This is a genomic window from Erythrobacter sp. BLCC-B19 (genome assembly GCF_028621955.1).
GTDB lineage: Bacteria > Pseudomonadota > Alphaproteobacteria > Sphingomonadales > Sphingomonadaceae > Erythrobacter.
In genome coordinates this window covers 328363-346644 of record NZ_CP117516.1, presented here as the reverse complement: position 1 = coordinate 346644, position 18282 = coordinate 328363, and the positions used below count along the sequence as shown (strand labels likewise).

Sequence of the window (18282 nt, the reverse complement as noted above, 5' to 3'; positions counted from 1 at the left end):
ATCAAATGCGCAGCTCGATGCAGCACGATGGCGTCTGGAATCGGCGCCGGGATTCATGGTTCAAGAGCGTGCTGCGGGCGGGGGCGTCTGCGCTGGTTGTCGGAAGCGCCGTTTCTGCCGGAGCGGCAATGGCGCAGGATGAAGCTCAGGCCGCCGAGGAATCAGCCGCCGCGCAGGATCAGGAAGAGCCGGCCGATGTCGGCAGCGAGATCGTCGTCAGCGGCTTGCGTGCGAGCCTCGCCAATGCCCAGAACCTCAAGAAGAACGCCGACACCGTGGTCGACGCGATCACCGCGCAGGACATCGGCGCGCTGCCCGACCGGTCGGTGACCGAAGCGCTCCAGCGCGTCCCCGGCATTGCCATCAACCGTTTCGCCGGGTCGAACGATCCCGACCACTTCTCGGTCGAAGGCTCGGGCGTGGTGATCCGCGGCCTCAATTTCGTGCGCTCGGAATTCAACGGCCGCACCGCCTTTTCTGCCGGTGTGGGCGGGCAAGCGCTGAACTTTGCCGACGTGCCGGCCGAATTGCTGGGTTCGGTGGTGATCAGCAAGAACGCCACCGCCGAGACGATCGAAGGCGGCCTGGCCGGGACGGTCAACCTCAACACCCGCAAGCCGTTCGACAACAACGGCCTCAAGATCGCCTTCAGCGGCGAGGCCAACTACGGCGATTTCCGCAAGGAATGGACGCCGACCCTGTCGGGCCTGATCAGCAACACCTGGGACACCGACAAGGGCCGCTTCGGCCTGCTGCTGAGCGCGTCCTATTCGCGGATCAAGAGCCGCGCCGACGGTCTTCAGGTCGCCAACTACCAGACCCGCGACGGGCGTCTGGTGAATGCGTCCAACACCGATGGCGTGCTGGTGTGCCGCAACCCGCTGCCGGGCACGACCGACACCTCGACCCTGCCGCCGGGCGGATCGCTTTGCGGCAATTTCGGAACCGCGGGCGCGGATGGCTTTGCCGATTACGCCGCCAGCCGCGTGGCCCCGGTGGGCGGCCAGTTCCGCACCCAGGAATTCGACCGCGAGCGCAACGGGATCGCGGCATCGGCGCAGTTCGAATCGGTCGATGGCAAGACCGTCATCACCGCCGAATTCATTCGCTCCGCCTCGACCAACAAGTGGGGCGAGTACACCTACGAGACGGCCCCGGATCAGGCCGAATACACCACCTACCCGATCGGCTGTCTGCAAAACTCCGATGGCCCCAACCGCATCAATCCCGGCGGGGGCTTGGGCGATCCGACCTCGCGCGCGCAGTGCCCGGTGGGCGGGTTTACCGACTTCATCTATGACGACACCGGGCTGTTCCAGTCGGGCTATATCGTCAACACCAGCAATGGCTGGCGCGGTGATCCGGGTGCCTCGCCCTTCGTGCCGATTGGCGGGCTTCAGCAATCGCTCGCGCGCCGTCAGGTCAATGACGAGATCGTCAACCAGGACTTCTCGCTCAACCTCAAGACCGAGCTGACCGATCGCCTGTCGCTGCGGCTCGACGCGCAATATGCCAAGTCGCGCAAGCAGAACCTCGACTTCAGCGTGTTCGGATCCCTGTTCGCCGATCAGGAGCTCGACATCTCGGGCGATCTGCCGGTGATCGTGCCGCGCAAGCCGCAGTTCCTCGGCTACAACTGGTCTACCCCGGGCACCGCATTGGCTGGTGCGACGGACGAGCAGTATTTCAACGATCCGCGCTTCCAGTTCTGGCGCGCGGCGATGGATCACATCGAGGATTCGAGCGGCAAGCAATATGCCTTCCAGGCCGACATGGCCTATGAGTTCGATGATGATGCCTTCCTGCGCAAGGCCAAGTGGGGCGCGCGCTATCAGGATCGCGACCAGACGGTGCGTTACACCACCTACAACTGGGGGATGCTGAGCGAGGTGTGGTCCGGTTCGCGCCCGACCAATTTCGCCGATACGCCCGCAGGGCTGTCCGAGCGTTATGAATTCCCCAATTTCTTCCGCGGGCAGGTTCCCGGGCCTCCGGGCGCGTTCTATTACACCGGCGATCTGATCGGCGACTATGAAGGCGCGATTGCCGACTTCCAGTCGGTGCAGGCCATTTCGCGCACGCTCGGCAGCTCGCCCTCGTGGGTGCCGCTGGCCGGACGGCAGGGGGCGATCCCCGGAACGCCATATCTGCGCGAGGATATCCAGCCGCTGACCCAGCAGGATGCGGCGGCCTATCTCCAGCTCGAATTCGGTGCCGATGACCTGTTCGGTTCCTCGCTCCGCCTGTCGGGCAATATCGGCGTGCGCTATGTCGACACGCGGGTGCGCTCCGAAGGCTTCCTCGGCGTGCCGAGCCGGCAGGCGCTGGGCATTCAGGATCCGTTCTTCAACGTGCTTGATCCGGTTACCGGAGCGATCATCACGCCGGGTCGCTGCGAGGCGGGCGTGCCCGATGGTGCGCCTCCCGGCACGCCGCCCACCACGCCGGGCGGGGTCTGCAACCTTGGTCCGCAAGGCTATGCCGATCTCCAGCGGTTCGCGGGCAACGGCACCGCCGATGGGGGCTTGCGCAGCGTGGCGGACACGAATTACGATTTCTGGCTGCCGAGCCTCAACCTGAAGCTTGGCGTCACCAGCGACGTGATCGTCCGGTTTGCCGCATCCAAGGTGCTGACCCGGCCCGACAACGCGCTCATTCGCAACTTCCTGACGATCGGTCTGGAGGGCAGCGAATTGACCGCGACTGCCGGCAACCCGGATCTGCGCCCGGCCACGGCCTGGCAGTTCGATGCGACGGTCGAATGGTATTTCGATACGGTCGGATCGCTCACCTTCAACGCCTTCTACAAGGACGTGAAGGACTTCTTCTTCCAGGACATCTTCACCCGGGAAATCACCAGCAATGGTGTGACCAAGACCGTTCTGGTGCGCGGCCCCGACAATTTCGAGGAAAACGGCAAGATCAAGGGTTTCGAGGTCGCCTATCAGCAGACCTATGATTTCCTGCCCAAGCCATTGGACGGTCTGGGGATCGCGGCCAACTATACCTTCATCGAGAGCAAGGGGCTTCCCAACAGCTTCCTCAACACGGGCGAGCCGGTGGACGAATCCACTGTCCCGCCGGGTAACCTGCCGCTCGAACAGCTCTCCAAGCACAACGTCAACGCGACGGTGTTCTACGAGAAGGGGCCGATCAGCCTGCGGGCCGCCTATAACTGGCGTTCGCGGTTCCTGCTGACGCCGGCGGACGTGATCTTCCCGTTCTATTCGATCTTCAATGAATCGACTGGGCAGCTGGATGCGTCGATGTTCTTCAACATCACCGACAATATCCGGGTGGGTGTGCAGGGGGTGAACCTGCTCAACGAAGTGACCCGCACCACGCAGGCCTATACCGGCGACCCCGATGTTCTTGCCCCGCGTTCGTTCTTCATGAACGACCGGCGCTTCTCGTTCATCCTGCGGGGGAACTTCTAACTTACGACCCCTTGCGAGGGCTTCCCCAGGGAAAGGGCTCTCCGGCACAAGCCGGGGGGCCCTTTTCTCATGCGCGCTGCGGGCGCGGGCGGGCAAAAAAATGGCCCGGGACAGTGCCCGGGCCGCAGGGGGTGCTGCCGGAGGAAAGAGCGTTAGCCGGCAGCGCTGAGAACGTTGGCGATCGCGCTGCGCAGCGGCTTGGCGCGATACTGGGAATCATAGGGCGTGCCGCGCACCTCCTGCCCGTCGGCGCGCTTGGCGGGATCAAAGCCCTGCAACCAGTTGAACCGGTCGACCATGCCCCAGGCGAGCACATCATCGAGATGGGCGGCGTAATCGAACATCACCTCGAAATAGCGCCGCGCAAAGTCCGCCACCTTTGCGTCGCGGCTGGCGATATTGGCGGGCAGCGCCTTGTCCTTCACGTCGAACTCGGTGACGAGCAGGCGGTAGCCCATGCCGGTGACCTCATCCAGAAACCGCCGCCACGCCGCTTCGGCATAGGGGCCATTGCCGGTCGCCGGATCAATCGCGAAAATCTCGATATGCGACTGGATGCCCAGCGCATCGACGGGGGTGCCGCGCTTCCTGAAGCCTTCGAGCAGGCGCAGCACATCATCGCAGTGGCGCGCGTGCTGCGGCTCCCAGCTCATGTAATCATTATACACTAGCTGCGCATCCGGCAGTTCGGCCCGCGCGGTGTGGAAGGCGAGGTCGAGCACCGCCTCGGGGCTGCCCATCGCGCGGCTCATGCTGGTTTCGATGGGGGCGTTGCGATCATGGTCGATCGCTTCGTTGACCACATCATAGGAGGTGATCACGCCCTTGTAGCGGCGGGTGACGGTCTGGATATGCTCGGTCAGCAGCCGCTCGGCCTCGCGCACGGGATTGGCGCCATAGTCATAGGTGTTGAGCCAGTTCGGGAACCATTGCGGGCGGTGCCACAGCAGGGTGTGTCCGCGCACCGCCAGGGCATTGGCCTGCGCCCAGCGGACAATCTCGTCCATCCGGTCGAAGGTATAGACCGTGGGGCTGGGGCGGACGGCCTGCCACTTCATCTCGTTTTCGGGGACGACAAGCCCGCATTCGGCCCGGATGATGTCGGTATAGGCGCTGTTCTGGATCGAGCCCCCATTGCTGTTGCCGGGGGTCGAAGCGATGGCGCTGCCGAACTTGCGGCGTCCCCGCAGGGCGAGTGTGTTGAGGCCGGGTTGAGGCGCACCGCCTCCGCCCGAAGGCGGGGCAGGCGGGGTGCTGACCGGGGCAGGCGAGGCCGATCCGCCGCCGCAGCCGACCAGCGGCAGTGCGGCCAGCGTGGTTCCGATCGCGCCCAATGCGTCGCGGCGAGAGACGGTCATGGGCGCACCTCCAGCTTCACACTCTGCACCTCAGCGGAATTGGCGCCGGTCATCAGCGTGAAGGTGCCGGGCTCGGTCACCTGCTTCATGTCGGTGTTCCACAGCATGAAAGCGCGCGGGGCGATCGTGATCGCGACATTGCGCGTCTCGCCGGGTTTGAGAGTCACGCGCTGGAAGCCCACCAGCTCCTTGACCGGGCGCGTCACCGAACTGATGTCGTCGCGCAGATAGACCTGCACCACCTCGTCACCGCTGCGCGCGCCGGTGTTGGTAACGGGCACCGTCACCGTCACGCCTTCGCCCGGCTTGATCGTCGCTTGGGACAGCTGCGGCGCGCCCAGCTGGAAGGTGGTGTAGCTCAGCCCCCAGCCGAAGGGGTAGAGCGGCGTCACCTCGTCGAACAGATACCCGCGCCGCGCGCTGGGCTTGTGGTTGTAGAACAGCGGCAGCTGGCCCGCATTGCGCGCGACCGAGACCGGCAGCTTGCCGCCCGGATTGACCTTGCCGAGCAACGCATCGGCAATCGCATGGCCCTGCTGTTCGCCCGCATACCACGTTTCAAGGATGGCATCGGCCTCTGCGGCGATGGTCGGGTAGCTAGGCGGGCGGCCGTTCACGAGAACAACCACCACCGGCTTGCCGAGCGCCTTCATCGCCCGGAACAGATCGTTCTGTTCGCCCACCAGATCAAGGCTGGTGCGGTCGCCAAGGTGATTGGCGGCCCAACCTTCGCGGCTGGTCTTTTCGGTGTCGCCGATGAACAGGACGATGGTGTCCGCGGCTTTGGCGACCTCGACCGCTTCGGCGATGCGGCGGCGGTTTTCGGCCGGGTCGGCGAGCTCGACCGGATCGTCCCACCAGTCGCTATCGCCCTTGACGATTTCGACGCCCAGCGCGTGGACGATGTTCGCGCGGTTCCCCACGGCAGCGCGCAGGCCGGCAAGCGGCGTGACGCTGGCGCGCGGTTCGCCGTAATAGCCGCCCAGCCGCGCCACGTCCGCATTGGGGCCGATCACCGCAATGGTGGGCTTTGTGCCGCCCGCCTTGTCCGGCACCGCCAGCGGCAAGGCGCCATTGTTCTTGAGCAGCACCAGCGACTTTTCCGCCGCCAGCCGGGCGAGCGCCACGCCTTCGGCCCCGTTCGACGTCTGCGCCTTGGCGAGATCGGGCCAGGGGTTGTCGAACAGCCCGGCGTTGAACTTCATGGTCAAGAGCCGCCGCACGGCATTGTCGAGAGCCGCCTGCGGCACCCGGCCTTCACGCACGCTGGCGGCGAGATCCTTGAACCCCGCGCCTTCAGGCAGATCGACATCCACCCCGGCGAGCAGCGCCAGCTCGCCTGCACCGGCATTGTCGGGGGCGATGTGGTGGAGGCGGGCCATGTCCTCGATGGCGTAATAGTCCGATACGACCGCGCCCTGATACCCCCACTCGCCCCGCAGCACGCCTTCCAGCAGCCAGCGGTTGGCGTGGCTGGGGATGCCGTCGATCTCGTTATAGCTCGCCATCACCGCGTCGATTTTCGTGCGGCGCACGACCTGTTCGAAGGGGGGGAAGAACATTTCGCGCAAGGTGCGCTCGCTGATCGGGGCGGGGCCGACATTGGTGCCGCTTTCGGGCTGGCCGTGGCCGGTCATGTGCTTGAGCGTGGCCATCACCTTGCCCGGTGCGAGCTTGCGGGCGGTGCCGCTGCCCATCAGCCCCTCGACCGAGGCGACGCCCATCTCGCCGACAAGGAAGGGGTCTTCGCCGAAGGTTTCCTCGATCCGCCCCCAGCGCGGATCGCGGGCGACATCGACCACGGGGGAGAGCACCATGTGCACCCCGCGTGCGCGCGTTTCATCGGCGATGAGGGCGTTGATGTCGCGCACCAGTGCCGGGTCCCAGGTCGAGGCAAGGCCGATCGCCTGCGGAAAGGCGGTCGCGTCCTTGGCCGCAAGGCCGTGGAGCGATTCCTCGTGGAACAGGATCGGGATGCCGAGGCGGGTATTCTCCATTGCCCAGCGCTGCGCGTCGATCACGTATTGGATGCTGTCCTCAATCGAGCGGCGCGACACGGCGCGCGGAGACGATGGGCCCGAACGGTCCGAGGGGCGGGCGATCTGGCCGATCCCTTGCGGGAACACCGCGCTGGCCTTGGCCGGATCGAACACGTCACCGGCGCTCTGGATCTTGGGCTTGGAGTCCCAGATGGTGAGGATCTGCGCGACCTTTTCCTCCAGCGTCATGCGCGCCAGCAGGTCTTCGACGCGCTGTTCGACGGGGAGCGCTGCGTTCCAGTACGGCGCGTCCTTCATCGCGCGTTCGACCGCCACGGGCTGCGCCTGCGTTGCCGGTGCAACTGCCATCCCGAACGCCGCCAGACACACGCCCGCCGCCAGCGCAGCCCGCTTGATCCCTCTCATAAGTTGTCCCTCTCCTGACACGGCGGCTTGACTGGCCGCTGTAGTGTGGTAGCGCTACCATGATGAGGGGGCGAGGGCTTGTCAACGGCTTTGCGATCAGGTTTGCGCCAAGGCGGGTGGGGCCGGGCCATGATAGCGCTCATCATGCCGCTTGCTGACACTCGGGCGCACGCAGTATGGCGCTCGCCATGAGCACAAAGCCCGAACCCTCCGCCACGCCCAGCCGCAAGCGCGCCGCCCGGCGCTCGAACGCCGCGCCCACGATCACCGATGTCGCGCGCGAGGCGCAATGCTCGCCGATGACGGTGAGCCGCGTCATCAACGGCGAGGAGAACGTGCGCGAGGACACCAAGCAGAAGGTCTTGGGCGCGATCGCCAAGCTCAACTACGTCCCCAACCGCGCGGCGCGTTCGCTCGCGGCGGGATCGCAGCTGCGCATCGCCCTGCTGTTCGACAACCCCTCGGCCTCCTACCTCAGCGAATTCCTGATGGGCGCGCTCGAGGAAGCCAGCCGCCGCGACATCTATCTGGTGGTGCAGGCCTGCGAGAATGTCGCCGAGGCGCAGAAGGTCATCAGGAAACTGCTCGATGGCGGGATCGAGGGCTACATTCTCCCCCCGCCGCTGTGCGACGACCAGAGCGTGCTCGACCTGATCCGCTCCTCGGGCGGGATCGCGGTCGCGGTCGGCCCGGGCCGGGCGACCGGCAGCCACGGGGCCGTGCTGATCGACGAATTCCAGGCCGCCTATGACATGACGAGGCACATCATCAGCCTCGGGCACGAACGCATCGGCTTCATCATCGGCAACCCCGAACAGGTGGCGAGCGGCCAGCGGCTCGAAGGCTATCGCAAGGCGATGACCGATGCGGGCCTTGCCATTGACGAGCGCCTGATTGCCCAGGGGCAGTTCACCTACCGGTCGGGCATGGTCGCGGCCGAGCGCTTGCTGGGTGCCGCCCATCGCCCGACCGCGATCTTCGCCTCGAATGACGACATGGCCGCAGCGACGGTCGCGATGGCGCATCGGCGGCATCTCGATGTGCCGGGCGACATCACCGTGTGCGGCTTCGACGATACCGAGCTGGCGAGTTCGATCTGGCCCGAACTGACCACGATCCGCCAGCCGATCCGCGAAATGACCGCCGAGGCCGTCGCCATGATCGCGCGCGTCCACAAGCAGAAGCCACGCGCCAGCAAGGTGAAGCCTGAGCAGCTGACGCTCGCCTACCAGCTGATCCGCCGCAATTCCGATGCGGGGCCAAGCCTCGCTGCCTCTTTCAGTCCACCCCCCGGGAGCCCATGACAGACACGACGCCACCCCGCCGCCTGCGTTCACGCGACTGGTTCGACAACCGCGAACGCATGGACATGACCGCGCTCTATCTCGAACGCTTCATGAATTACGGGGTGACGCCCGAGGAACTGCAAAGCGGCAAGCCGATCATCGGCATCGCCCAGTCCGGCAGCGACCTTTCCCCCTGCAACCGCATCCATGTGGATCTGGCGAAACGCACGCGCGACGGGATCCGCGATGCGGGCGGCATACCAATCGAATTTCCCGTCCACCCGATTTTCGAGAACTGCCGCAGGCCGACCGCCGCGCTGGATCGCAACCTGCTCTATCTGGGGCTGGTGGAGCTGCTGAACGGATATCCGCTCGATGGCGTGGTGCTGACCACGGGCTGCGACAAGACCACGCCTTCGCAGATCATGGCTGCCTCTACGGTCGATATTCCCGCTATCGTCCTGTCAGGTGGCCCGATGCTCGACGGCTGGCATGAAGGCGAGCTGGTCGGCTCGGGCACCGTCATCTGGCGCAGCCGCCGCAAACTGGCGGCAGGCGAGATCGACGAGGAGGAATTCCTCAACCGCGCCACCTCCAGCGCGCCCTCTGCCGGGCATTGCAATTCGATGGGCACGGCGAGCACCATGAACGCCGTCGCCGAGGCGCTGGGCCTCTCGCTGACGGGATGCGCCGCGATCCCCGCGCCCTATCGCGAGCGCGGGCAGATGGCCTATCGCACCGGACGGCGGATCGTCGAGATGGTGCTGGAAGACCTCAAGCCCTCCGACATTCTCACCCGCGAGGCGTTCGAGAACGCGATTGCCACCGTCAGCGTGATCGGCGGTTCCTCCAACGCCCAGCCGCATATCATGGCGATGGCCGCGCACGCGGGGGTGCCGCTCGAGACCGAGGTGTGGCAAGCGCATGGCTATGACCTGCCGCTGCTGGTCAATATGCAGCCCGCCGGGCAATATCTGGGCGAGCGCTTCCACCGCGCAGGGGGCGTGCCTGCCGCTATGTGGGAATTGCTGAACGCGGGCCGCCTCAATGGCGACGTGCTGACCTGCACCGGCAAGACCATGGCCGAGAACCTTGGCGGTGCCGAAAGCCCCGACCGCGAGATGATCCGCCCCTTTGCCGATCCGCTGATCGACAAGGCCGGGTTCATGGTGCTGTCGGGCAACCTGTTCGATTTCGCGATCCTCAAGACATCCGTGATCGGCCCCGCCTTCCGCGCGCGTTACCTGTCACGCCCCGGTGCCGAGGGCGTGTTCGAGGCCCGCGCGATCGTGTTTGACGGGTCGGACGATTACCATCACCGCATCAACGATCCGGCCTTGAACATCGACGAGGACTGCATCCTCGTGATCCGCGGATCGGGGGTGATCGGCTGGCCGGGGAGCGCCGAGGTGGTCAATATGCAGCCGCCCGACGCGATGATCCGCGCCGGCAAGCCGTGGCTGCCCACACTGGGCGACGGGCGGCAATCGGGGACGAGCGACAGCCCCTCGATCCTCAACGTCAGCCCCGAAAGCGCGGTCGGCGGCGGCCTCGGCTGGCTGCGCACGGGGGACATCATCCGCGTCGATCTCAATGCGCGCACCTGCGATGCGCTGGTGGACGAGGCGGAGATTGCACGGCGGAAGGCCGAGGAAACGATTCCGCCGGTGCCCGAAAGCCAGACCCCGTGGGAGGAGCTCTACCGCGAGAAGACCGGGCAGCTGGCAGAAGGGGGCGTGATGGACTTCGCGCTCAAGTATCGCGGGACGGCGCGGAAATTGCCGCGGCATAACCACTGATGCGGTGGTTCGCTCTACCTGTGCTGCTGGCGGTCACCCCGCTGGCGGCAGAGGAACCCGCGCCCGGCGCCAACCCCATCATCCGCGACCGTTTCACCGCCGACCCCGCACCGCTGGCGCTGGGTGACAGGCTGTGGCTCTACACCGGCCACGACGAGGCGGGCGAGGGCGAGATGTTCAACATGAAGGAGTGGCTCGCCTATTCGACCACCGACATGAAGACCTGGCGCTTCCACGGCCCGATCATGCAGGTCGCCGACTTCAAGTGGACCCAGAAGGACGCCTGGGCCGCGCAGGTGATCGAGAAGTACGGCAAGTACTGGCTCTACGCCGCGGTCGAGCATGACGCGACCAAGCCCGGCAAGGCCATCGCGGTCGCCGTTTCCGACCGGCCCGAAGGCCCGTTCACCGATGCCAAGGGCTCCGCGCTCGTCAGCAACGACATGACCCCCAAGGGCACGCATAGCTGGGAGGATATCGACCCCACCGTCTTCACCGACGACGACGGCACCACCTGGATCGCGTGGGGCAACCGCCAGTGCTACATCGCAAAACTGGGCAAGGACATGGTCAGCATCGACGGCCCGATCCGCGAGATCACTCCGCCGCATTTCGAGGAAGGGCCGTGGCTCCACAAGCGGGGCGGGCTCTACTATCTGACCTATGCATCATTGGATCGCAGCGACCACACCGACGAGCGCGTGTCCTATGCCACCGCGACCGCGCTGGACGGGCCTTGGATCTACCGGGGCGAGCTGACCGGATCGGGCGAGGGCAGCTTCACCATCCACCCCGGCATCGCCCAGTTCAAGGGCCAGTGGTATCTGTTCCTCCACAACGCCGCTCTCACCATCGGCACGCAGAAAGGCGCGCTCGGGCGGCGGGCGGTGACGGTCGAGCACCTCGCCTATGATGCGGACGGGTTGATGCGCCGCGTCACGCAGACGGCCGCCGGTGTGACTGCCCCGCCGCCCGCGCCCTAACTGACACCGATCCGCAGCGTCAGGCGCACCGTCTCCCCTGGCGCGGCCAGCGGCATTGTGCCGGTGTTGGCTGCGTCAGGCGCGTGGTTGACAGGTTCGAGGCACAGGATCGCGGCATCGCCGGGCGCATAGAGGTGGAGCGCGCTCGCCCCCTCGGCGGAGAGCGTGATCGTGCCGCACGCATCCGCCACCTGAGCTGCGCCGTTCCAGCCGGTGTAGCAGTGGTCGATCAGGGTATTCGGCAGGCCCGCTCCTTGGGCGAAATCGGCGAAGTGGGCCGGGGGCAGGCTTTCACCGCTGGGGATCATGTCGCCATCCACCGCCACAATCGCTGCGGCGCCGAACGTCACCCGGCTGCCTGCGCGGCGGCGCAGATAGGGGTGCAGGCCCAGCCCGGCGGGCATCAACCGGTCGGAGCCGTTGGTCAGCGCAAGCGTTATCCGGCAGCCGTCATCGTCCAGCACCACCGCTTGCCGCGCCTCATAGGCCCAGGGCCATGTTCCGGGCGTTTGGCCATCATGGCGATGCACCATCATGCAGCTGCTCTGATCCTGCGCCTCGATTGCCCATTGCGCCTGCCAGCCGTGGCCGTGGATCGCGTGCCGCTCGGGCGGGAAATTGGGCGTGAGTGCGACCACCGCGCCCTCCCACCCGAAGCGCGCGCCCGCGATGCGGTTGCACCACGGCACCATCGGGAAACACGCCGCATCAAGCGGGCCGCCACCATCGCCTGCCATCGGGCGCAGCACCGGCACGCCGCCGTGATCGAGCGTGGCGATCAGCCCGCCCGCCTCGGGCAGCAGGCGCGCACGCCAACTGCCATGGTGCAATTCGATACCGGCCATGGTGACAAAGAACCTCGCGAAAATCAGACGGTCAGCGCCAGCGCCACATGATCGCGGATTAGCGCGTGCAGGCCCGCGTCACTGTCGAACACGCCGTACCAACCCTGCGGCTCGTGCGGCGGGTCGCCCATATAGGCGCGGTCACCGTCCTTGAAGCGATAATCGGCATGGGCCGCGCGCGCCTCGCCGTTCCATGCCCAGAAATTGCTCCCCGCAACCACGCCGCCTTGACGCCAGCTGGCTTCGACAGCGGAATAGATGGTGCGGTAATAGGCCGCGCGGAAGGTTGCAGGGCTGGCCGGATCATGCGCCTCGCCGTCGCGCGGGAAGCCGAACTCCTCGATCACAAGCGGCTTGCCGAGGCGCTCCGCAACCGCGATGTGGTCGGCGATGTAGGCCTCGACCTTGCGGCGGCCTTCGGGCCAGGTGCCCGCGAGATCATCGCCCTTCACCCAGCCCCAGTTGAGCGGCCAGATATGCGCCGTGACATAGTCGACCGCCGCATGGGCCTCGGCGACCAGCGCAGCATCGCCATTGGTGGCTTGCGTGCCTTCCTGCCCAAGACTGACGAGCTGATGCGGCGCGCTTGCGCGGATCAGCGCGGTGGTATCGGCGATCCACGCCAGATAGGCCGCACGGTTCGCGGCGATGGCGGCATTGCTGCCGCCGGGGCGCGGTTCATTGGCGAGCTGCCAGGCCATGATCGCCGGGTCCTGCGCATAGAGCCTGCCGGTCACGCTGTTGCGCCGCACCAGCAGGCTGCGGACATGATCGCGGTAGAGCGCCATGGCCTCAGGATTGGCATAGGTGCGGGCGGTCGCATCGGCAAAGGCGGGCCAGGGGTGGGCCGGATCGCCCATGTCGATGAAGCGGCCGGTCGCCCGCCACAGCAGGGTTTGCAGGCCGCCCGACCACTCCCAGAAGTTCGAGAGCACCACCACCGCCGTCATTCCGCGCGCGGCGATTTCAGCGAGCGCGAAGTCGAGCCCCTCCAGCAGCGCGGCATTAGCGCCGCCGTCGGCGCGGGTGAAGCCGGGCTTGATCGCATTCCTGAGCGGGCCTTCCTCGGCTGCCGCCATGATGCGCAGGTTGTTGATCCCGAGCGCCTGCAACCGATCGAGCTCGCGGATCAATCGCGCCCGGTCGCCAAATGCCGCGTCCGCGCCGAGCCATGCCGCATACCACAGGTTCGCGCCGGTGATGCGGTAGGGCTTGCCGAAGCGCAGCAACTGCGTGCCCTTGCGCGTGACGAAATCGGGGGAGGGCGCTTGCGCAGCGGCGGCATCCCCCAGCGTCAGTGTCCCGGCCGCGCCCGCCGCCCAAGCGACGGCCTCGCGCCGTGTCAGGATCACGGGTCGATCCCCAGTTCGAAGCCCGGCACCGGCATCCCCTCGCCATCGACGAGGTTCACCACCGGCGCATCGGCCCAGGCATAGCGCACGCGGGTGGGCGCCATGCCCTCCGGCACGGGGAGGATCAGGCGGTTGCCTTGCACATCGGCGAGCACGAAGCGGCAGGTGCCGGGGCCAGCCTCGCACAGCTCGACCCCGAGCGGGTAAGGCCCGCCCTCGACCTTTAGCGCGCCCGCGATTCCCGAGAGGTCAACCCGCACCTGTGCGCCCTCGCGCACGGCACGTTCGGGCGCGGGCATCGCGCGGCCATGGAAGGCAGCGGCAAGGCGCTTGCCGAGGTCGTTCTTGTTGGCGGGGTGGATGTCGGTCGGCTCGCCGATGTCGATTGCGGTGACCAGCGCGGCGTTGGCATCGGCGGCGACACCGCGGCGCTGATCGTCGCGCAGCTGCGCCCAGCCGGATTCGCCCGGCACCGAACGGCGCTCGCCAAAGTCGGCAAGCTGCACCACCAGCATCCGCGTCTGCGGCCCGAACTGGCGGCGCCATCCGGCAAACAGCTGCGCGAGCTTGGCATCGTAGCGTCCCTGCCCGATATCCGCCTCGCCCTGATACCACGCCACACCGGCAAGCGTCATGCGGCCCAGCGGCGCAATCATGGCATTGTGCATCACGCCCAGCCCGGCATTGGCATCCCACGGCGCGCGGGGGGGAATGTCGCTCACCTGGGTGGTGGCATACTGCCAATCGGCCCCAAGCGGGATGCGCGCGCCATTGGCCGCGGTGAAGGCGAGGCGATCCGGCCCGGCGAAGAAGCCGCCGGTGTCCCACATATTGTTCGCGGCAATCAGGATCTCGTTGCGCCCTGGCTTCAGGTGTTGAGGCGGCACCCGGTAGGTGCGCTCCACGCCCCAGCCGAAGGTGTAGCCCACCGGATGCCCGTTGACGAAGGTGAGATCCATGTCGTCAATCGCCCCGATCGCAAGCTGGCCTTCGCCCCTTGCCTGTTCGGGTGTGAGCGTGATGGTCTGCCGCAGCCACACATTGGCGCGGGGGCGGGTGTCGAGCCCGGTGCCTTTCCATTCGTTCCAGAACGAGAATTGCGGGATCGGCTTCCAGTCGAGCGCCTGCGGGGTCTTCCACGGTTCGCGCCCGCCATCCTGCGCGCGCCACCAGTCGAACCACTGCGGCACGAAGGCCTGGGTGGCGGCATAGGGATCGCGGTTGTAGAGCGCGAGGAGATCGGTCTCGGCCTTGCCGTGCATCGCGGCCGCCGCCTCCGGATCATACCACGCGCGCGCGGCGCTGCCGCCCCAGTTGGCGTGGATCAGGCCGATGGGCGTCGAAGGGTCTTTCCTACGCAGCGCTTTTGCCATGTAGAAGCAGGCGGCGGAAAAGGGGGCGACACTCTCGGGCGTGGCGGCCTGCCATGCCACCGGCGCTGCAAAGGTGGTCTGCGGCACCGGTGCGGTGGTCTTGGGCACCATCAGCAGCCGGATGCCGTCATCGCTCGCCTGACGCAGCTGGTTCCAGACATCGAGCGCGCGTTCGACCGGCAATTCCATGTTGGACTGCCCGCCGCACAGAAAGACATTTCCGATCAGGATGTTGCGATAGGTTGTTGAACCGCTGGCAGCGCTGACGGTGAGATTGGCCGGCGCGCGGCTGTTGGACTGGGCGGGCAGGGTGACGAAGAATGCCCCTTCAGCGTCGGTTTGCACGGATGTTGACAGGGTATTGAGCGTCACTGTCACCCGTGTCGCCGGATTTGCGCGCCCGGAGAGCATCAGCGGCGCGCCGCCCTGAAGCACCATATTATCGCCAAATCCGGCGTCCAGAACCGGGTTGGAGAAGGCCGGGCTGGCGGCATGAATGGCAAGAACGCCGGCCAAGGCTCTGAAAAGCGGGCGCATCAGGCGAGCCTCGCGCGGGTCTGCGCAAACCCTGCGACGGGCGCTTCGAAGGCAAACAGGCTGCCGGCCAGCGGCCGTTCGACCATGTCCTGTTGGGTCATGTTCTTGGTCGCCGTGGTGACATAGGCGGTGGTGAGGCGTGTCCCTCCGAACGCCAGCTTGGTGACATCGCGCGCCGGAATCGGGATGGTCGCCACCAGCGCGCCCTCGGGCGAGAAGCGGGCGACGCAGCCGCCGAAATAGAGTGCCGTCCAGACATGGCCCTCGGCATCGACCACCGGGCCATCGGGGTAGGCCTCGGGGAAGTGCGCGGCGGTGTCGACAAACACGCGCGCCTCGCCAACGCCCGCCTCGGTCAGATCGGCGACGAAGATCTTTTGTGCTGTCGTATCAGTGAAATAGATGCGCGTGCCCGCGGCGTCGACCGCCGGGCCATTGGTGATCGCGATCCCGCTCGGCCCGGCGGGGCGCACGCGCCCGCGGTCGAAGACGTAGAACCGGCCCGATGGGGCGGCCTCGGAATCGTCCATCGAGCCGAACCAGACGCGCCCTTGGGGATCGGTGCAGGCATCGTTCAAGCGGTTGCCGGCAGGCTCGCCCGGAACCTCGCAGAGCTTTGTAAACACGCTGGTTTCGGGCGCGAAGGTGTAGAGCCCGTCCTTGCAGCCGCACAGCAGCAAGCCGCCTTCGGCCGGGATCGCCCAGCCGATCGGCGCGGGCGCATCGACATAGGCGTTGCTCGTGTTGGAGGGGTCAAAGTGCCACAGCCGCTGGCGCTTGATGTCGACAAACCATACAATCCCGCGCGCGGCATCCCACAAGACGCCCTCGCCCAGCAGGCAATCGGCTGCGAGCACCGGGGTGACGGCAGGGCTCATCGCCATCCGGCATCCACCCAGTAATTGTGGCCGGTGCAGAAACGCGCATCGTCCGAGGCCAGGAACAGCGCCATCGCGGCGATGTCAGCCGGTTGAATCCGGCCATCAAGGCATTGCGATTCCACGATTTCGGCTTCGCCCTCGGGGGTGTACCAGCGCATCTGGCGCGGGGTCTGGACATTGCCGGGGAGGATCGCGTTGACGCGGATATTGTCGCGCCCCAGTTCACGCGCGAGGCTGCGGGTCAGCCCCTCGATCGCGGCCTTGGCGGTCTGGTAGATCACCAGATCCTTGAGGCCCAGGTGCCAGCTGATCGAGCCCATGTTGACAATCGCCCCGCCGCCGCCCGCGCGCATCGTCGGGATGACAGCCTGCGCGGCGAAGAACTGGTGCTTGAGATTGACCGCCATCCGCTCGTCCCAATAGGCCGGGGTGACGGTATCGAGCGCATGGCGATCATCGCTCGCGGCATTGTTGATCAGCACATCGCAGCCGCCGAGATCGTCCAGCAAGCTCTTGATAACGTCAACATATCCATCGGCATCGGTAATGTCGCAGGAGCGATAGCGGGGCGGGCAGTCCGCATCCGAGAGGCGTTCGACCAGCGCAAGGCTGGGCGCGTCCTGAATGTCGACAAAGCCGACCGCGGCGCCTTGCCGGGTGAAGGCCTCGACCATCGCCTCGCCGATCCCTGAGGCCCCGCCACTGACGATCACCCGCTTGCCCGTCAGGCTCGGATAGATCGCGCTGTGCACCCCTGCGCTGCTCGATTGCGCGTCCAATTGCTGTCCCCATCCCTTCTTGGCGCCCGGTCTGATCCCGCTCCGGTGCGCCCGTGTCAGATATCGCTCTGCGTGTCAGATTGCGTCAATCAGTCCGCGCTGCGCCAGATTGCGGGCGAAGGCGGCAAAGCCCATCGTCCAGGCGGGCGCATCGCGCGAGGTGGTCACGGTGTTGGTCAGCGTCCCCAGCCGACCTGAACGGATCGTCACCACATCGCCGACCTTGTGCGTGAAACCGGCGCCCGGCGTGTCGCGATCCTGTGTCGGCGCGAACAGCGTGCCGCAGAACAGCACGAAGCCATCGGGGTAGTGATGTTCCGAGAGGCACTGCGCCACCAGATCGAGCGGATCGCGGCTGATCTGGCGCATATCGTTGCGCCCTTCGAGCCGGTAGCCTTCCGGCCCTTCGATGGTGAGTTCGATCTCGGCCCCGCGCACATCGTCGAGCGTGAAGCCTTCGTCGAACAGGCGGATGAACGGGCCGATGGCGCAGCTTGCCGTGTTGTCCTTGGCCTTGGACAGCAGCAGCGCCGAGCGGCCTTCGAAATCGCGCAGGTTCACATCATTGCCAAGGCACGCGCCCACGACCTCGCCATGCGCATCGCACACCAGCACGACTTCGGGTTCGGGATTGTTCCAGTGCGAATCCGACCGCACCCCGACAGGCGCACCGGTGCCGACCGCGGAGAGCACCGGCGCCTTGGAGAAGATTTCGGCATCCGGCCCGATCGCGACTTCAAGGTATTGCGACCACATCCCTTCCTCGATCAGCGCCGCCTTCAATTGCGCCGCCGCTGCGCTGCCGGGGACGACCGAGCGGATGCCGCTGCCGACCTTGTCTTCGAGCTGCGCGCGGATCGCGGCTGCTGCGCTGGCATCGCCGCGGGCGCGTTCCTCGATCACGCGTTCGATGGCGGAAAGGGCGAAGGTCACGCCGCTCGCCTTGATGCATTGCAGGTCGATGGGGGCGAGCAGGCGCCAGCCTTCGGGCAGGCCATCCTCGGCCGGACCGATCAGCGCGCCACCTGCAAAGGACCGCCGCGCCACGGCGCCGGAGACCGTGCTGGCAACGCAGGTGAGGTCGTGAAGCTGGCCGCCGACAATGCCGATCACGCACGGCCCATCGGGCGAAAGCGCCCGGCCGATGAAGTGCCCATCGCGGAAATCCGCGGGCAGGCTTTCGATAATGCTTTCGGCCATTTCTGGCTCTTGCCCTCCTCGCTGATAGCGCTACCATAAGCACACAA

General features: G+C 66.5%; 12 protein-coding genes. 4 read left to right on the top strand and 8 right to left on the bottom strand.

The window, feature by feature from the left end; genetic code table 11:
• Positions 1-128 precede the first annotated feature (128 nt).
• Entirely contained in the window at positions 129-3437 is a 3309-nt protein-coding gene (locus PS060_RS01460) for a TonB-dependent receptor (protein ID WP_273984971.1), read from the top strand.
• Between the two features lie 152 nt (positions 3438-3589).
• Here the strand turns inward: PS060_RS01460 and PS060_RS01455 are convergent, their stop codons facing one another.
• Together PS060_RS01455 and PS060_RS01450 are read right to left on the bottom strand one after the other, a co-directional pair.
• Positions 3590-4795, bottom strand: coding sequence for an endo-1,4-beta-xylanase (locus tag PS060_RS01455; protein ID WP_273984970.1), 1206 nt, complete (start codon positions 4793-4795; stop codon positions 3590-3592).
• A complete protein-coding gene (locus PS060_RS01450; protein WP_443112395.1) occupies positions 4792-7200 on the bottom strand; it encodes a glycoside hydrolase family 3 N-terminal domain-containing protein in 2409 nt (802 codons plus the stop codon). Before PS060_RS01450 ends, PS060_RS01455 begins: the two co-directional genes overlap by 4 nt.
• A 188-nt stretch (positions 7201-7388) precedes the next feature.
• Here PS060_RS01450 and PS060_RS01445 point away from each other — a divergent pair, with 188 nt between their 5' ends.
• The 3 genes from PS060_RS01445 to PS060_RS01435 are packed head-to-tail and all read left to right on the top strand — an operon-like array spanning position 7389 to position 11268.
• Positions 7389-8504, top strand: coding sequence for a LacI family DNA-binding transcriptional regulator (locus tag PS060_RS01445; RefSeq protein WP_273984969.1), 1116 nt, complete (start codon positions 7389-7391; stop codon positions 8502-8504).
• The gene (locus tag PS060_RS01440) at positions 8501-10285 is read left to right on the top strand and encodes an IlvD/Edd family dehydratase (protein ID WP_273984968.1); all 1785 of its coding nucleotides are present in this window, start codon (positions 8501-8503) and stop codon (positions 10283-10285) included. Before PS060_RS01445 ends, PS060_RS01440 begins: the two co-directional genes overlap by 4 nt.
• On the top strand, positions 10285-11268 hold the full coding sequence (locus PS060_RS01435) for a family 43 glycosylhydrolase (RefSeq protein ID WP_273984967.1): 984 nt from the start codon (positions 10285-10287) through the stop codon (positions 11266-11268). The genes PS060_RS01440 and PS060_RS01435 overlap by 1 nt, the downstream gene beginning before the upstream one ends.
• Here the strand turns inward: PS060_RS01435 and PS060_RS01430 are convergent.
• The 6 genes from PS060_RS01430 to PS060_RS01405 form a co-directional block, all read right to left on the bottom strand.
• Positions 11265-12113 (bottom strand): aldose 1-epimerase, encoded by an 849-nt coding sequence (locus PS060_RS01430; RefSeq protein WP_273984966.1) that lies wholly within the window; start codon positions 12111-12113, stop codon positions 11265-11267. The two genes, PS060_RS01435 and PS060_RS01430, sit on opposite strands and share 4 nt — an antisense overlap.
• Positions 12114-12136: 23 nt before the next feature.
• Entirely contained in the window at positions 12137-13465 is a 1329-nt protein-coding gene (locus tag PS060_RS01425; protein WP_273984965.1) for a glycoside hydrolase 5 family protein, read from the bottom strand.
• Positions 13462-15375 carry a sialate O-acetylesterase gene (locus tag PS060_RS01420; RefSeq protein WP_273984964.1) on the bottom strand — a complete coding sequence of 638 codons (1914 nt, stop codon included), beginning with the start codon at positions 15373-15375 and terminating at the stop codon, positions 13462-13464. Before PS060_RS01420 ends, PS060_RS01425 begins: the two co-directional genes overlap by 4 nt.
• Positions 15375-16253 carry an SMP-30/gluconolactonase/LRE family protein gene (locus tag PS060_RS01415; protein WP_273984963.1) on the bottom strand — a complete coding sequence of 293 codons (879 nt, stop codon included), beginning with the start codon at positions 16251-16253 and terminating at the stop codon, positions 15375-15377. Before PS060_RS01415 ends, PS060_RS01420 begins: the two co-directional genes overlap by 1 nt.
• Positions 16250-17008, bottom strand: coding sequence for an SDR family NAD(P)-dependent oxidoreductase (locus tag PS060_RS01410; protein WP_273986978.1), 759 nt, complete (start codon positions 17006-17008; stop codon positions 16250-16252). The genes PS060_RS01415 and PS060_RS01410 overlap by 4 nt, the downstream gene beginning before the upstream one ends.
• A gap of 102 nt (positions 17009-17110) precedes the next feature.
• Entirely contained in the window at positions 17111-18235 is a 1125-nt protein-coding gene (locus PS060_RS01405; RefSeq protein WP_273984962.1) for a fumarylacetoacetate hydrolase family protein, read from the bottom strand.
• Positions 18236-18282 lie beyond the last annotated feature (47 nt).

Bases quoted from the DNA above. Each gene is read 5' to 3' on its own strand.
- PS060_RS01460 (WP_273984971.1), top strand. From the start codon at position 129: ATGGCGCAGGATGAAGCTCAGGCCGCCGAGGAATCAGCCGCCGCGCAG.
- PS060_RS01455 (WP_273984970.1), bottom strand. From the start codon at position 4,795: ATGACCGTCTCTCGCCGCGACGCATTGGGCGCGATCGGAACCACGCTG.
- PS060_RS01450 (WP_443112395.1), bottom strand. From the start codon at position 7,200: ATGAGAGGGATCAAGCGGGCTGCGCTGGCGGCGGGCGTGTGTCTGGCG.
- PS060_RS01445 (WP_273984969.1), top strand. From the start codon at position 7,389: ATGAGCACAAAGCCCGAACCCTCCGCCACGCCCAGCCGCAAGCGCGCC.
- PS060_RS01440 (WP_273984968.1), top strand. From the start codon at position 8,501: ATGACAGACACGACGCCACCCCGCCGCCTGCGTTCACGCGACTGGTTC.
- PS060_RS01435 (WP_273984967.1), top strand. From the start codon at position 10,285: ATGCGGTGGTTCGCTCTACCTGTGCTGCTGGCGGTCACCCCGCTGGCG.
- PS060_RS01430 (WP_273984966.1), bottom strand. From the start codon at position 12,113: ATGGCCGGTATCGAATTGCACCATGGCAGTTGGCGTGCGCGCCTGCTG.
- PS060_RS01420 (WP_273984964.1), bottom strand. From the start codon at position 15,375: ATGCGCCCGCTTTTCAGAGCCTTGGCCGGCGTTCTTGCCATTCATGCC.
- PS060_RS01415 (WP_273984963.1), bottom strand. From the start codon at position 16,253: ATGAGCCCTGCCGTCACCCCGGTGCTCGCAGCCGATTGCCTGCTGGGC.
- PS060_RS01405 (WP_273984962.1), bottom strand. From the start codon at position 18,235: ATGGCCGAAAGCATTATCGAAAGCCTGCCCGCGGATTTCCGCGATGGG.